Raw genomic sequence first — 14,846 nt, forward strand, 5'->3', positions numbered from 1 at the left:
AGTGCGCCTGCAATGGGTTGTCCGATTCGAGTGTAACGCGAGCCCATGGCCCGCATTGATGCCACCGGTCCCAAAAGGGGCGCCGGCTGACAGGGAATGTCAGGTCGCCGCAACGCGCCGGCGGCGATTGCCCAGGCGCTTGGCCAGCACCGAGCCCGCAGCCATGGCCAGGCCCAGGGCAATGGCGGGCTGGCGGTTGGTCAGTTCGGTGAAACGGATGGCCGTCAGGCTCCACAGCTTGCACGGCCCGGTAGCCTGCACCGTGGCACTGCGCGCCCGGTGCGAAAAGAAGGCCCCCTCGCCCAGCACCGAGCCCGGGCCCACGATGGCCAGGCGCAGGCGCTCCTTCTCGTCCTGGAAGTGCACGCTCAGGCTGCCGCTCTCCACAAAGTACAGGGTGCGGTCGGTCGTACCCTGCTGGAACAGCACATGCCCCGAAGGCAGGATGCAGGGCAGCAGGTACGAAGCCACCGTGTCCCATTGCGCAGGGGTGAGCGGGTTGTTCATGCTGTCGTCGGCACTGGCCTGGGCGATGGCATCGATCAGGCCCTGCAGATCGGCTTTGGTGGCAGCGGGGGATAGGACGTTCATGGTTGTCCTTAAAGTAACCCTGTTACAGGTTGCGCACAAGCGCTGTTTACGTCCGTTTACAACAAAAGCGCCCAGGCAGGCGATGGTCGCAGGCTACTTTCCGATGCAAAAGCTCGAGAAAATCACACCCAGCAGATCATCAGACGTGAACTCCCCCGTAATGGCCCCCAGCGCGTTCTGCGCCAGGCGCAGCTCTTCGGCCAGGATGTCAAGGGCCGGGGCCCGCGCCTGTAACTGCATGTGCGCTTCATCGAGGTGTGCGGCCACTGCCTGCAGCGCCTGCACATGGCGCGCGCGGGCGATGTAGACACCCTCGGGCGCCGACTGCCAGCCCGCCACCGTGAGCAGCGTACGGCGCAGCTCTTCCAGGCCGGTGCCCGTGCGCGCCGACAGCCGCACCGAGCGGCCCGGGCCCTGCAGCCGGGCGGCCACGGCTTCGTCCACGCAATCGATCTTGTTCCAGACATCGATAACAGGCACCGACGCCGGCAGGCGCTGCGCCATGTCGGCCCCAATGGCCGCATCGCTGGCCGCGTAGTCCGCCGTGTCGGCGCGCGACAGGTCGTGCAGGAACAGCACGGCATCGGCCGCGGCGATCTCGTCCCAGGCGCGCGCGATGCCGATGCGCTCCACCTCGTCCTCACTGTCGCGCAGGCCGGCAGTGTCGATCACGTGCAGCGGCACGCCCTCGATCTGGATGGTCTGCTGCACCTTGTCGCGCGTGGTGCCGGCAATCGGGGTCACGATGGCCAGCTCGGCCCCTGCCAGCGCGTTGAGCAGCGAGCTCTTGCCCGCGTTGGGCTGGCCGGCGATCACCACCTTGATGCCCTCGCGCAGCAGCGCCCCTTGCTGGGCGCGCTGGCGCACGCGCGCCAAAGTCTCTTGCAGCCGGTCGAGCTGGCCCTGGGCATCGGCCTGCTTCAAGAAGTCGATGTCCTCCTCGGGGAAATCCAGCGTCGCCTCCACCAGCATGCGCAAGTGGATCAGCGCATCGCGCAGCGCGTGTATCTCGTTCGAGAAGGCGCCCGTGAGCGAGCGGCTCGCACTGCGCGCCGCCGCCGAAGTCGAGGCGTCGATCAAATCGGCAATCGCCTCAGCCTGGGCCAGGTCGATCTTGTCGTTGAGAAAAGCGCGCTCGGTGAACTCCCCGGGCTCGGCCACGCGCAGCCCGGCCAGCACGGCAGGGCCGCCCTCGGCCTGCGCCGCAGCCGCCGCCTCCAGGCAGCGCGCCACCAGCAGCTGCAGCACCACCGGGCCGCCATGGGCCTGCAGCTCCAGCACGTCCTCCCCCGTGTACGAATGCGGCGCCGGAAAGTACAGCGCCAGCCCCTGGTCGATGGCCTGGCCCTTGGCATCACGAAACGGCAGGTAATGCGCCTCGCGCGGGTGCAACTCGCGCCCGCACAGGGCCTGCACCAGCGGCGCGATGCCCTTGCCCGACACGCGCACGATGCCCACGGCGCCGCGCCCCGGGGCAGTGGCAATGGCAACAATGGGGTCGGCGTGGCGGGCAAGCATGGGGAGCGACTTTAACGGGATGCAAGGAAAAAGGCCGCTTGCGCGGCCTTTCGGGAGTTTCTGCGATCAGGCGGTGATCACTTGAAACTGGGCAGGTTGAACTGCGGTGGCACACCCATGCGGGTGTTGATGATCCACTGCTGCGCGATCGACAGGATGTTGTTCGTCAGCCAGTACAGCACCAGGCCGGCCGGGAAGAAGAAGAACATCACGCTGAAGATCAGCGGCATGAACCACATCATCTTGGCCTGCAGCGGGTCCGGCGGGGCGGGGTTCAGGGCCGTCTGCAGCAGCGAGCTCAGCGTCATCAGCAGGGGCAGGATGAAGAACGGGTCCGGTGCCGACAGGTCGTGGATCCAGCCGATCCAGGGCGCATTGCGCATTTCCACGCTGGACAGCAGCACCCAGTACAGGGCGATGAACACGGGGATCTGGATCATGATGGGGAAGCAGCCCCCCATGGGGTTGACCTTCTCCTCGCGGTAGATGCGCATCATCTCCTGCTGCATCTGCTGCGGCTTGTCCTTCAGGCGCTCGCGCATCTCCATGATCTTGGGGTTGATGGCCTTCATCTTGGCCATGCTGGCGTAGGCCTTGGCGTTGAGCCAGTAGAAGGCGATCTTAAGCAACAGCACCAGCGCCACGATGGCCCAGCCCCAGTTGCCCAGGATCTTGTGCAGCTGGTCCAGCAGCCAGTACAGCGGCTTGGACAGAATGGTCAGCCAGCCATAGTCCTTCACCAGCTCCAGGCCGGGGGTCAGCGCTTCCAGCGTCTTCTCCACCTGCGGGCCGGCGAACAGGCGTGCGTCCACGGTCTTGCTGGCGCCGGGGGCAATCGCGCCCAGCTGGGTGATCATGCCCACCGAGTACAGGTTGGTGTCCACCTTGCGCATGAACAGGTTGCGCGGGATGTCATTGCCCAGCAGCCAGGCGGTGGCGAAGTAGTGCTGCACCATGGCCACATAGCCGTTGGTGGAATCCTTCTGGATGTCGACCTTGCCGGCCTCGATGTCCTTGAACTCGACCTTCTGGTACTTCTTGGCCTCGGTATAGACCGCCGGGCCGGTGAAGGTGGAGTAGAACGACGATTCGCCTGGCGGCTTGTTGCCGTCGCGCACCAACTGCAGGTACAGCTCGGGCGACACGGGGGCCGTGCCGGTGTTCACCACCTCGTGCTTCACGGCGATGTCGTACTGGCCGCGCTTCACGGTCCAGGTCTTGACCAGCTTCACGCCGCCCTGCTCGGGCGACTCGAAGCGGATGGACAGCTCGTCCTGCCCGTCCTTGAGCTCGCGCGGGCCGGCCACGGCCGTCATCAGCGTCTTGTGCGTGGGGAAGGCGCCGCCGATCAGGCCGGTCTGCGCCACGTACACGCGGTTCGCGCTCTCGTCCAGCAGCAGGAAGTTCTTGCCGCTCTTGTCGCCGATGTCGGCGTGCTTGAGCAACTCGGCATGCGTCAGCGAGCCGCCTTCGCTGTCGAAGGTGAGGCGGTACACGTCGGTCGTCACCTGCACGCGCTCACGCGTGGCGGGTGCGGCCGAGGGCGCAGGCTGGCCGGGCACGGCCGATGCGCCCTGCGCCGATGCGGTCGCAGGTGCTGCCGAATTGGTGGTGGAGGGCACGCTCGCAGCGCCGGCCGAAGCCGAGGCCGTCCCCGCAGGTGCCGTCGCGGCCACGGGGGCTGCGGTGGGGAAGAAGGTGGCCTTGTTGCCGTTGTGCAACTGCCACTTGTCCCACAGCAGAACCATGGAAAAGCCAAAAATCACCCACAGTATGGTGCGGCGAATGTCGTTCATGAAGACTTCTTTGGTGAGGATGTTGGAGTGGTGGACGACGAAGGATCGAGCCGTGAGAACAAGCGCATGCTGCGCGGCAATTCTTGCGGGACCGGGTCAAGGCCCCCGTCGCACCAGGGGTGGCAGCGTACCAGCCTGCGCACCGTGAGATAACTGCCGGCCGCAGCGCCATGCTGCTCCAGCGCCTGCAGCGAGTACACCGAACAGGTCGGCTCGAAGCGGCAGGCCGAGCCCAGCCAGGGGCTCAGGAACAGCCGATAGCCCTTGACCACCCCGATGAGCAGCGCCCGCATCATGGCGCAACCGCCGACGCCCGTGGCACGCTGGGGCTTTTGCCGCTTCTGCTACCACCGCCGCTGTCCTTGCCAGCCGCGCCGCTGGCGCCCTGGCCATGGCCCGAACGCTTGGTGGCGTAACCGAACAGCTGCAGCAGCTCGGCCCGCACCGCCTGCTTGAGCTGGTCGGACGTGGCGCTGATGAACTGCTTGCGGTCGAAGGTGCTGCGCAGGCGCACCACGTGCGCGGCCTGGGGCAGGCGCGCCTCGAAGGTGGCGCCCACGGTGTAGATCTGCCGCTTGATGGTGTTGCGCGTGACCGCACGGCGCGCCCAGCGCTTGGGCACCATGGCGCCCAGCCACACGGCGTCGGAAACGCCGAACAGGGCCTGCGGCGAAACGCCGGGCCCTGAGTCATCGGGTGCGGATGCAGCGGCCACTGCCCTGGAATCGCCAGACGCAACAACGGCACCGCCAGAACTGGCAGTGCCGTCGGCGCCCAGCACCAGGCGGTGCAGCGCAAAATGGGCGGTACGGGAAACGGTGCCCCCCGCCATGGCGGCCTGGAACTGCGGACGGGTTTTCAGCCGTTGCATGCTGCAAGCGCCCCGTTTGGTACCTGACGGTGCAAACCGGGGTGCAGGCCCAGGACCTTGCCGGCCTTAGACAGCCAGGCGCTTGCGGCCCTTGGCGCGGCGAGCGTTGATGACGGCACGGCCGCCGCGGGTCTTCATGCGCACGAGGAAACCGTGGGTGCGGGCGCGGCGGGTCTTGGAGGGCTGGTAAGTACGTTTCATGGCTCTAATCCTTGAGGTTCAGTTCCGGACTGCTGCGCAAAAAACGGCACGCCCGGTCAAATCACCCTGAACACATTCAGGGAAACCCAAAATTATCGCAGGCTTGTGCCCCGCTGGCAATGCCTGCGGCAGGGAAGACCCTGTGGCGCGCTGGAATCAGCCGTTCAAAATGCCTTTTCCAGCCCCGGACGCAGGGGGGCGAGCCCGTTGCACCACCCGGCCTTCCAAATTGTGGATAACTCCTTGACAAGCTACAATGCCAGGTCCAGCACCGTTCCTCCTATCCACAAAAAGAATCACCCGATAAATGACCGAGGAACCCTCCAGCAGCTCCGCATCCAACCCCGGAGCCGATGCAGGCCAGAGCCTGTGGCAGGCCTGCCTAGAACAACTGGCGCAAGACCTGCCCGAGCAGCAGTTCAACACCTGGATCAAGCCCCTCGTGGCGCAGGTGACGGAAGACTTCTCCAAGGTGACGCTGTTCGTCGCCAACCGCTTCAAGCTCGACTGGATCCGGGCCCAGTACGCCAAGCGCATCTCGCTGCTCCTCGAAGACCTGTACGGCCAGCCCGTCACACTGGAGTTAGCGCTTGCTCAACGTGAAGCCGTTACCCGCACTTATGTCCGCCCCAATGCAGCGGGCACGCAGACCCCGGTTTCGTACAGCGACCAGCAAGGCCAGGGGCAGGGCAGCAGCAACAGCAACAGCAACAGCAACTCCGGTAACGGCAACAGCGCCAGCAGCGCCCCCGACGAATCGGCGACCGCCTTCCGCAACCGCCTGAACGCCGGCCTCACCTTCGAGACCCTGGTCGAGGGCACGGCCAACCGCATGGCGCGCTCGGCTGCCATGCACGTGGCGGGCATGCCCGGCCACCTGTACAACCCGCTGTTCATCTACGGCGGTGTGGGCCTGGGCAAGACCCACCTGGTGCACGCTGTGGGCAACCGCCTGCTGGCCGACAAGACCGACGCCAAAGTTCTCTACATCCATGCCGAGCAATTCGTGTCGGATGTGGTTAAGGCCTACCAGCGCCGCACCTTCGACGAGTTCAAGGAGCGCTACCACTCGCTGGACCTGCTGCTCATCGACGACGTGCAGTTCTTCGCCAACAAGGACCGCACGCAGGAAGAGTTCTTCAACGCCTTCGAAGCCCTGCTGGCCAAGAAGAGCCACATCGTGATGACCAGCGACACCTACCCCAAGGGCCTGGCCAACATCCACGAGCGCCTGGTCTCGCGCTTCGACTCGGGCCTCACCGTGGCCATCGAGCCGCCCGAGCTCGAAATGCGCGTGGCCATCCTTATCAACAAGGCCCGCGCCGAAGGCATCGAGATGCCCGAGGAAGTCGCCTTCTTCGTGGCCAAGAACGTGCGCTCCAACGTGCGCGAGCTCGAAGGCGCGCTGCGCAAGATCCTGGCGTACTCGCGCTTCAACCAGAAGGAAATCTCCATCCAGCTGGCGCGCGAAGCGTTGCGCGACCTGCTCTCCATCCAGAACCGGCAGATCTCGGTCGAGAACATCCAGAAGACGGTGGCCGACTACTACAAGATCAAGGTCGCCGACATGTACAGCAAGAAGCGCCCGGCCAGCATTGCCCGCCCGCGCCAGATCGCCATGTACCTGGCCAAGGAGCTCACGCAAAAGAGCCTTCCCGAGATCGGTGAATTGTTCGGCGGGCGCGACCACACCACCGTGCTGCATGCGGTGCGCAAGATCTCGGGCGAACGCCAGCAGCTCACCGAGCTGAACCAGCAGCTGCACGTGCTGGAACAGACCCTCAAGGGCTAAGCCCGGTGCATTCCGCCAAGCGCATTTCTGTAAGAGCGTGTTCTATGCCACAAAGCCAGGGTGAACACGTACTTACAAGGCAAAATGGGGGGTTGTTAAAGGGCAGCCGGGGGGCACGACCCGTGCCGCTGTCCGCACCGTTCCAAAAAAGATCCACAAGCAAGGGGTTGATGACATGATCGTCCTGAAGGCAACACAAGACAAGGTACTCGCGGTTCTGCAATCCGTGGCTGGCATCGTGGAGCGCCGCCACACCTTGCCCATTCTGGCCAATGTGCTGATCCGCAAGACCGGCAATGCGCTGCAGCTGACGACCAGCGACCTCGAAATCCAGATCCGCACCACGGCCGAGCTGGGCGGCGACACGGGCGACTTCACCACCACCGTGGGCGCGCGCAAGCTCATCGACATCCTGCGCACCATGCCCAGCGACCAGACGGTGAGCCTCGAATCCGCCCAGTCCAAGCTCATCCTCAAGGGCGGCAAGAGCCGCTTCACCCTGCAGAGCCTGCCGGCCGAGGACTTCCCGCTGGTGCAGGAATCGGCCGCCTTCGGCCCCGTGTTCGCCGTGCCGCAAAAGACGCTCAAGGACCTGCTGGGCCAGGTGTCGTTTGCCATGGCGGTACAGGACATCCGTTACTACCTCAATGGCATCCTGTTCGTGGCCGAGGGCAAGCAACTGAGCCTGGTGGCCACCGACGGCCACCGCCTGGCCTTTGCCAGCGCCACGCTGGATGTGGAAGTGCCCAAGCAGGAAGTCATCCTGCCGCGCAAGACCGTGATCGAGCTGCAGCGCCTGCTGTCCGACGCCGGCGGCGAGAACCAGCCCCACATCGAGATGCAGTTCGCCAACAACCAGGCCAAGTTCACCTTTGGCGGCATGGAGTTCGTGACCAAGCTGGTCGAGGGCAAGTTCCCCGACTACAACCGCGTCATCCCCAAGAACCACAAGAACAACCTCACGCTGGGCCGTGCCCCGCTGCTGGCCAGCCTGCAGCGCACCGCCATCATGACCAGCGACAAGTTCAAGGGCGTGCGCCTGAACCTGGAGCCCGGCACCCTGCGCGTGGCGTCCAACAACGCCGAGCAGGAAGAGGCCGTGGACGAGCTCGACATCGACTACGGTGGCGACACCATCGAGATCGGCTTCAACGTCACCTACCTGATCGACGCCCTGGCCAACATGGGCCAGGACATGGTGAAGGTGGAGCTCTCCGACGGCAACAGCTCCGCGCTGCTCACCATTCCCGACAACGACAGCTTCAAGTACGTCGTGATGCCCATGCGCATCTAGCCCGGTGCGCCGGGTGCCTACATGCCCCGGCGGACACCCTTGCAAGCTATTGAATTGATAGCTACCTGACCCCATCTGATGGGAATCAGAGCACTGTTTGAACCCTATTGACAGATATCGGAAGCCCACCTCGGCTTCCTCGGACCCCAAGGCCACCATGACCGCTGACAACAACCTGCCCGAGCAAGAACCTACCGGCACTGGTGAGCCCGCTCCGCAAAAGATCGACACCAACCAGGCCGGCGCCAGCGAAAGCTACGGCGAAGGCTCCATCACCATCCTGGAAGGCCTGGAGGCCGTGCGCAAGCGCCCCGGCATGTACATCGGCGACACGAGCGACGGCACTGGCCTGCACCACCTGGTGTTCGAGGTGGTCGACAACTCCATCGACGAGGCCCTGGCCGGCCACTGCGACGACATCGTCGTCACCATCCACACCGACAACTCCATCAGCGTGACCGACAACGGCCGCGGCATCCCCACCGGGGTGAAGATGGACGACAAGCACGAGCCCAAGCGCAGCGCCGCCGAGATCGCGCTGACCGAGTTGCACGCCGGCGGCAAGTTCAATCAGAACAGCTACAAGGTATCGGGCGGACTGCACGGCGTGGGCGTGAGCTGCGTGAACGCCCTCTCCAAATGGCTGCGCCTGACCGTGCGCCGCGAAGGCAAGGTGCACCAGATCGAGTTTGCGCGCGGCTTCGTGCAAGACCGTTTGCTCGACACCGTGGACGGCTTCGAAGTGAGCCCCATGAAGGTGACCGGCGAGACCGAAAAGCGCGGCACCGAAGTGCACTTTCTGCCCGACACCGAGATCTTCAAGGAAAACTACGACTTCCACTACGAGATCCTGGCCAAGCGCCTGCGCGAGCTGTCCTTCCTGAACAACGGCGTGCGCATTCGCCTCAAGGACGAGCGCAGCGGCAAGGAAGACGACTTCTCGGGCGCCGGCGGCGTGCGCGGTTTCGTCGAGTTCATCAACAAGGGCAAGACGGTGCTGCACCCCACGTCGTTCTACGCGGCGGGCGAGCGCCCGGCCGAGACGTACGGCGGCATCCCCGGCACGCACATCGGCGTGGAAGTGGCCATGCAGTGGAACAGCGCCTACACCGAGCAGGTGCTGTGCTTCACCAACAACATCCCCCAGCGTGACGGCGGCACCCACCTCACCGGCCTGCGCGCCGCGATGACCCGCGTCATCAACAAGTACATCGAAGAAAATGAGCTGGCCAAGAAGGCCAAGGTCGAAGTCACCGGCGACGACATGCGCGAAGGCCTGTGCTGCGTGCTCAGCGTGAAGGTGCCCGAGCCCAAGTTCAGCAGCCAGACCAAGGACAAGCTGGTGTCGAGCGAAGTGCGCGCCCCCGTGGAAGACATCGTGGGCAAGCTGCTGACGGACTACCTGCAGGAGCGCCCGGCCGACGCCAAGATCATCTGCGGCAAGATCGTGGAGGCCGCCCGCGCCCGCGAAGCCGCCCGCAAGGCCCGCGAAATGACCCGCCGCAAGGGCGTGCTCGACGGCATGGGCCTGCCCGGCAAGCTGGCCGACTGCCAGGAAAAAGACCCCGCCCTGTGCGAAATCTACATCGTCGAGGGTGACTCCGCCGGTGGCTCTGCCAAGCAGGGCCGCGACCGCAAGTTCCAGGCTATTCTGCCCCTGCGCGGCAAGATCCTGAACGTGGAAAAGGCCCGGTACGAAAAGCTGCTGACCAGCAACGAAATTTTGACGCTGATCACCGCCCTGGGCACCGGCATCGGCAAGGCCGGCGGCACCACCGGCGGCGATGACTTCGACGTGGCCAAGCTGCGCTACCACCGCATCATCATCATGACCGACGCCGACGTTGACGGCGCCCACATCCGCACCCTGCTGCTCACCTTCTTCTACCGCCAGATGCCCGAGCTGGTCGAGCGCGGCCACATCTACATTGCCCAGCCACCGCTGTACAAGGTCAAGGCCGGCAAGGAAGAGCTGTATTTGAAGGACGCACCCGCGCTCGACGGCTTTTTGCTGCGCATTGCGCTCAACCACGCCAGCGTGAGCACCGGCGGCGCCAACCCGCAGCTGCTGACCGGCGAGACCCTGGGCGAACTGGCACGCAAGCACCAGCTGGCCGAAAGCGTGATTGCGCGCCTGAGCAACTTCATGGACGCCGAAGCCCTGCGCGCCGTGGCCGACGGCGTGGGCCTCAAGCTCGACACCGTGGCCGAGGCCGAGGCCAGCGCCGTGGCCCTGCAGGCCAAGCTGCGCGAGCTGAACACCACCGGCGCCCCGGCCGAAGTGGCCGGCGAATTCGACGCCCGCACCGACAAACCCATCCTGCGCATCAGCCGCCGCCACCACGGCAACATCAAGAGCAGCGTGATCACGCAGGACTTTGTGCACGGCGCCGACTACCAGGCCCTGGCCGAGGCCGCCGAAACCTTCCGCGGCCTGCTGGGCGAGGGCGCCAAGGCCCTGCGCGGCGAGGGCGAGAAGCAGAAGGAAGAAAAGGTCGGCGACTTCCGCCAGGCCATGAAGTGGCTCATCAGCGAAGCCGAACGCAGCACCAGCCGCCAGCGCTACAAGGGCCTGGGCGAAATGAACCCCGAGCAGCTGTGGGAAACCACCATGGACCCCAACGTGCGCCGCCTGCTGCGGGTGCAGATCGACGACGCCATCGAGGCCGACCGCGTGTTCACCATGCTCATGGGCGACGAGGTGGAGCCGCGGCGGGATTTCATCGAGACCAACGCGCTGCGCGCGGGGAATATCGACGTGTAATCAAGCCTCGTTGCGAAAAGCGAACAAACCAAGGAACGCCCGGCCAACCACCGGGCGTTTTTTTATCCATTTCATTTATGTCTCAAGACCCTTCCACAGCACCCGCCACAACCCTGCAGCAACTGGCCCTGCGACTGCAGGACTTCGCGCAGCAGCGCGACTGGGGCCAGTTCCATTCGCCCAAGAACCTCGCTTCCGCCTTGATCGTGGAGGCCGGCGAACTGCTGGAGCACTTTCAGTGGCTGACCGAGGAGCAGAGCCGGAATCTGCCGGCGGACACGAAGCAGGCCGTTGCATATGAGATGGCGGATGTGCTGCTGTACTTGGTGCAGATGGCTACGGCGCTGGATGTGGATTTGATTGAGGCGGCGAATGCCAAGATGGAGATCAATGGGCAGAAATACCCGGCAGATCAAGCGCAGGGGAGTAGTCGCAAGTACAGCGATCTGTAAACAACGCCAAACGGCGTAGGCAGGAAAGGTGCAAGTGGCAGGTGTATAGCGACACTAGATTTTCTTGTCTAAGCAACGCCTTAGCGTTACGCTAAACAACATATAAATCAATGACTTAGATTTTCAACCATGGTTGAAGTCCTGGTTTTTTGTCTAGCTATCCACAGTCAACACAACCGCCAAACCGCGCTCGACCGTGCACCGTGAGGTTGTATCAAGCCTGCCCGCTTCATGCTCTGCATCAGGTTTTTGACCTTGTTGGCTTTCTGCGCGTCGGTCAAAACGTCTGGTAGCTTGCGCAGCAGCAGGGCGTCTAGATCGGTCCGGGTGGCCTGCCCATACTGCTGCAAATAGTCCAGCACGAGCTTTTGGTAGTACTGGTCGTCCAGGCCGCGTTGGTGAATGTACTTCGCCTTCAGCCCCAAGGCATCCGCCATCTTGGCCGAGATGAAATAGCGCGGAGCGCGGCCTTCGATCAGCCCCAGATCGCGCAGGCTCTTGGCCTCAGCGGGTGAAAGAGGCAGTTCCTTCTGGACCCGATCCAGCAACAGAACCTGGCCCAGGGACAGATCAGCGCGCGCCATCAACACCCGGGCGAACTTGGAATCCAGCATGCGCCCCTGCAAGGTCAACTCCACACGAGGAAACCCTTGGGGAGTTTGGCCAAACTCATAGTCGGGCAAAGGGAACAGGCGCTGGCGCTGGGTTGTGAACATGCGTCGTATCCCGCTCCCTGCCTGCTCGATCATGCGCAGGCGGATCATCGCGTCAATGAGCCACTGGTTGCGGTAGTGCTCTGGCGGAGACTGGTGCTCCAGCATCCACGCCACACTCTCTGGAATGAACTCCCCCAGATTGCTGAACACCAGCCGGTCGGGATGCTCCACCACGTTGATCTTGCCGCCCAGCACATAGTCCTGATGGGCGACGCAGTTGTGCAGCGCTTCACGCAGCACCCAGGTGTCGTACTGCGGCACTGGGGTGGGGAACAGCGAGCCGTCGGGCATGTGGTCCAGCGTCACGTTGCGAATGCGAGCGCACAACTGCTCCGTCGCCAGCAGGAAGGGAATGCCAAACGGCTGCGACGTGACCGTGTCGTTGCCCGCATCGCGCAGCACCCAGGCCATCTTGGCGTCCGCCGGGGCCAGGAAGTGCGATGCCTCATCCTTGCCCAACAGCAGCAAGGCCGCCCGCGTCACACGCCCCTGCTTGGTCACCCGCGCCTTGTTCAGCAACGTGACAACCTCCAACCCCGCCACTTCGGCCCGGATGGCCTCGTGGCGCGTGCCGTCCGATTCACCCCGCACCAGGTATTCGGCATAGCGCACCCGGGCCGCATCAATGGCCCGTGGGTCCAGGTCGTCCAATGAGGCTTCTGGCACCACCACCCCGGTCCAATCGTCCACCACGCCCAGCGCGCTCCACAAACGAGACTCCTGGCTGGGGTATTTGGCCAAATCCACCAGATGGCTGTCCACGCGGATATAGCGAACATGCTTGAAGGCCACGGGCGCAGCGCGCGCCGGATGGATCTCCAGCATCACCACGCGCGCATCGTTGTAGCTCAATTCATGAAACTCGAAATCGGCGCGAGGCTGCGTCATGACCTGCAGCCACATCTGCAACGACTGATTGCCGATCTTCTGCCGGAAGGGGTCAAAAACCGTACCCACCACCCGGTGGCTGCCATCCTCGATGCCCCATACCAGCCAGGCACGGTCACGGCCCTGCAATGACGCCGCGTTGGCCAGCCCCGAAATGTAAGTACCGATCTTCTCGGGATCGGAGAGATTCGACTTGAACTCCACCACCGCCTGCTCACGCGGCAGATTCCGCAAAGTGTCCAAGGTGGCGTGCAGGGCGGTGGCATCCATCGTCACGGCTCCTGAGAAAAGCTGGCAGCGCCTACCAACGCCTCGGCCAACCGTGCCTGCACGGCCTGGCGCGCAACTAAGCGCTGGCAAAGGTCGGCGCACAGGCGGCGCAGGGCGGTGACGTGGGTGACGATGCGGGATTGTTCGGCGAGAGGTGGTAGCGGAACCGGCAAGGCCAACACCACCTCACGGGATACGTTTTTCATAGAACTACTGGTGCCGGACGCATTCACCGCGTAATGCTCACGAGCATGGCCTGCGTTGTTCACCATATTGAGGAATACACGGTTCAATTGGCTTGACACAGCCATACGGATGATCTTGTCGCTCAACATTAGCTGAGGTTCAGCCATTCCTACCACTACAGAACGCGCAACCAGTTCCGCGGTGTTTGCCCGCGAAAGCAGGAAATCCCCATCGTTCACTTCGTACTCGGGCTTGGGGGCAAGGTCCGAAGGCAATTCCTTGTTAGCGGTTGCATCGAACTCGCCCCATGAGACAGCACTGACCTTCAGCACTCCCCAGTAGCCGGAACGACGAGGAGAGCCAATACACGTTGGGCTCCAACCGGCTTCGCTGCGGTTCACCACTGTGCCCATCCGCACCCATTCCCACCCCACCGGCAACTCAAATGGCTTTTCCTCGTCGGTTACGGCTGACAACGGCTTATCCCGTTTGATCTTGCCCTCTGAGATCAATCGGTCCTTTTCGGCACGGATCTTTTTCAGTAATTCGCTAGCAGGCTCATCGGTGGGATCTTGCGGCACCATCAGGCCGCGCACGGCAAGTTGCACCAGGGTTTGCTCCAGAGCGTCGACGGCTTCAGGGCGGTCGAGCAGCAGGTCGAAGTGCTGGGCCACGCGCTTCCAGTTGTCGGCCAGCTCTTCGGGCGTGGTGCTGGCGGTGAGCGTGCCCAGCAGGGTGCTGACCAGTTGGGCGTGTTGCGTGGCCTCCAATTGGCCCTTGGCCTCCAGCGCATCGCACAGGCGCATGAGTTCTTCGACGCGGGTGACGATGCGGGATTGTTCGGCGAGGGGTGGCAACGCAATCAAGATGCTATTGAGCTTCGCCTGATTCATCTTCGGCTGCGCTGTGCCCGTGACATACGGTTCCAGAGATATTGCGTTGATGAACAGCGCCAAATAGGTCATCAACTCTGGATGCGTCGTGTCGATGACATGCGCATGGTTGTTGACCCAGTACTTACCGTGAGCCAAAAACGCAATAGGAGTCGAACGGTTAATGAGGTTCGCACCGTCCTCGCCAATCAAGAGCAGTGTCTTGTCGAACAGAAAACCGTCGATCTTGTCGATGACGCCGGAGGCGCCGTAATAGTCGTAGGTTTTCGCACGATTTTCCCGATCGCTGGACGAAACCGGAACGCGTTCGCCGTCCCGATTTATAGAGGCATCGCCAAACCGCACCCACTCCCACCCCATCGGCAACTCAAACCACTGTTCATCCTCCCCAATCTCCGCCAGCGGCTTGTCCCGCTTGATATTGCCCTCGGCAATCAGCCGATCCTTCTCCGCCCGAATCTTCTGCAGCAACACGCTGGCGGGTTCATCGGCAGGCTCTTGCGGCACCAGCTTGCCTTGCACGGCCAGGGTCAAGATCAGCTCGCGCAGGCGGGCCACGCCACCGGGGGCGGTGGCCAATAGATCCAAATTTGATAGCAGCATGCGCTTATCCC

General features: G+C 63.6%; 12 protein-coding genes. 4 read left to right on the forward strand and 8 right to left on the reverse strand.

Features of this window, described 5'->3' with window-relative positions; genetic code table 11:
- Nucleotides 1–99: 99 nt before the first annotated feature.
- The 6 genes from AC07X5_RS01575 to rpmH all read right to left on the reverse strand — a co-directional run bounded on the left by AC07X5_RS01575 (nucleotide 100) and on the right by rpmH (nucleotide 4,977).
- On the reverse strand, nucleotides 100–591 hold the full coding sequence (locus AC07X5_RS01575) for a Crp/Fnr family transcriptional regulator (protein ID WP_409962634.1): 492 nt from the start codon (nucleotides 589–591) through the stop codon (nucleotides 100–102).
- A 93-nt stretch (nucleotides 592–684) separates the two neighbouring features.
- Nucleotides 685–2,109: a tRNA uridine-5-carboxymethylaminomethyl(34) synthesis GTPase MnmE gene (gene mnmE / locus AC07X5_RS01580; RefSeq protein WP_494768799.1), complete on the reverse strand. Its 1,425-nt coding sequence runs from the start codon at nucleotides 2,107–2,109 to the stop codon at nucleotides 685–687.
- A gap of 77 nt (nucleotides 2,110–2,186) precedes the next feature.
- The gene (gene yidC, locus AC07X5_RS01585) at nucleotides 2,187–3,905 is read right to left on the reverse strand and encodes a membrane protein insertase YidC (protein ID WP_409962630.1); all 1,719 of its coding nucleotides are present in this window, start codon (nucleotides 3,903–3,905) and stop codon (nucleotides 2,187–2,189) included.
- Nucleotides 3,902–4,201: a membrane protein insertion efficiency factor YidD gene (gene yidD / locus AC07X5_RS01590; protein ID WP_409962628.1), complete on the reverse strand. Its 300-nt coding sequence runs from the start codon at nucleotides 4,199–4,201 to the stop codon at nucleotides 3,902–3,904. The genes yidC and yidD overlap by 4 nt, the downstream gene beginning before the upstream one ends.
- Nucleotides 4,198–4,776: a ribonuclease P protein component gene (locus AC07X5_RS01595; RefSeq protein WP_494768800.1), complete on the reverse strand. Its 579-nt coding sequence runs from the start codon at nucleotides 4,774–4,776 to the stop codon at nucleotides 4,198–4,200. The genes yidD and AC07X5_RS01595 overlap by 4 nt, the downstream gene beginning before the upstream one ends.
- A 66-nt stretch (nucleotides 4,777–4,842) precedes the next feature.
- On the reverse strand, nucleotides 4,843–4,977 hold the full coding sequence (gene rpmH / locus AC07X5_RS01600; protein ID WP_005798102.1) for a 50S ribosomal protein L34: 135 nt from the start codon (nucleotides 4,975–4,977) through the stop codon (nucleotides 4,843–4,845).
- A gap of 307 nt (nucleotides 4,978–5,284) precedes the next feature.
- Between rpmH and dnaA the strand changes: the two genes are divergently transcribed.
- The 4 genes from dnaA to AC07X5_RS01620 all read left to right on the forward strand — a co-directional run bounded on the left by dnaA (nucleotide 5,285) and on the right by AC07X5_RS01620 (nucleotide 11,279).
- Nucleotides 5,285–6,769: a chromosomal replication initiator protein DnaA gene (gene dnaA / locus AC07X5_RS01605; RefSeq protein ID WP_494768801.1), complete on the forward strand. Its 1,485-nt coding sequence runs from the start codon at nucleotides 5,285–5,287 to the stop codon at nucleotides 6,767–6,769.
- A 175-nt stretch (nucleotides 6,770–6,944) separates the two neighbouring features.
- Nucleotides 6,945–8,063: a DNA polymerase III subunit beta gene (dnaN, locus tag AC07X5_RS01610; protein WP_409962620.1), complete on the forward strand. Its 1,119-nt coding sequence runs from the start codon at nucleotides 6,945–6,947 to the stop codon at nucleotides 8,061–8,063.
- 157 nt (nucleotides 8,064–8,220) lie between these two features.
- On the forward strand, nucleotides 8,221–10,827 hold the full coding sequence (gene gyrB / locus AC07X5_RS01615) for a DNA topoisomerase (ATP-hydrolyzing) subunit B (RefSeq protein ID WP_494768802.1): 2,607 nt from the start codon (nucleotides 8,221–8,223) through the stop codon (nucleotides 10,825–10,827).
- A 77-nt stretch (nucleotides 10,828–10,904) separates the two neighbouring features.
- A complete protein-coding gene (locus AC07X5_RS01620) occupies nucleotides 10,905–11,279 on the forward strand; it encodes a nucleotide pyrophosphohydrolase (protein WP_494768803.1) in 375 nt (124 codons plus the stop codon).
- Nucleotides 11,280–11,446: 167 nt separating this feature from the next.
- On the opposite strand, the gene AC07X5_RS01625 is transcribed toward AC07X5_RS01620, so the two are convergent.
- Both AC07X5_RS01625 and AC07X5_RS01630 read right to left on the reverse strand, forming a co-directional pair.
- Nucleotides 11,447–13,153 (reverse strand): RNA-binding domain-containing protein, encoded by a 1,707-nt coding sequence (locus AC07X5_RS01625; protein ID WP_494768804.1) that lies wholly within the window; start codon nucleotides 13,151–13,153, stop codon nucleotides 11,447–11,449.
- Nucleotides 13,154–13,155: 2 nt separating this feature from the next.
- Entirely contained in the window at nucleotides 13,156–14,835 is a 1,680-nt protein-coding gene (locus AC07X5_RS01630) for a restriction endonuclease subunit S (RefSeq protein ID WP_494768805.1), read from the reverse strand.
- Nucleotides 14,836–14,846 lie beyond the last annotated feature (11 nt).

It is taken from the genome of Acidovorax sp. GW458-11-26-14-TSB4, assembly GCF_059423865.1.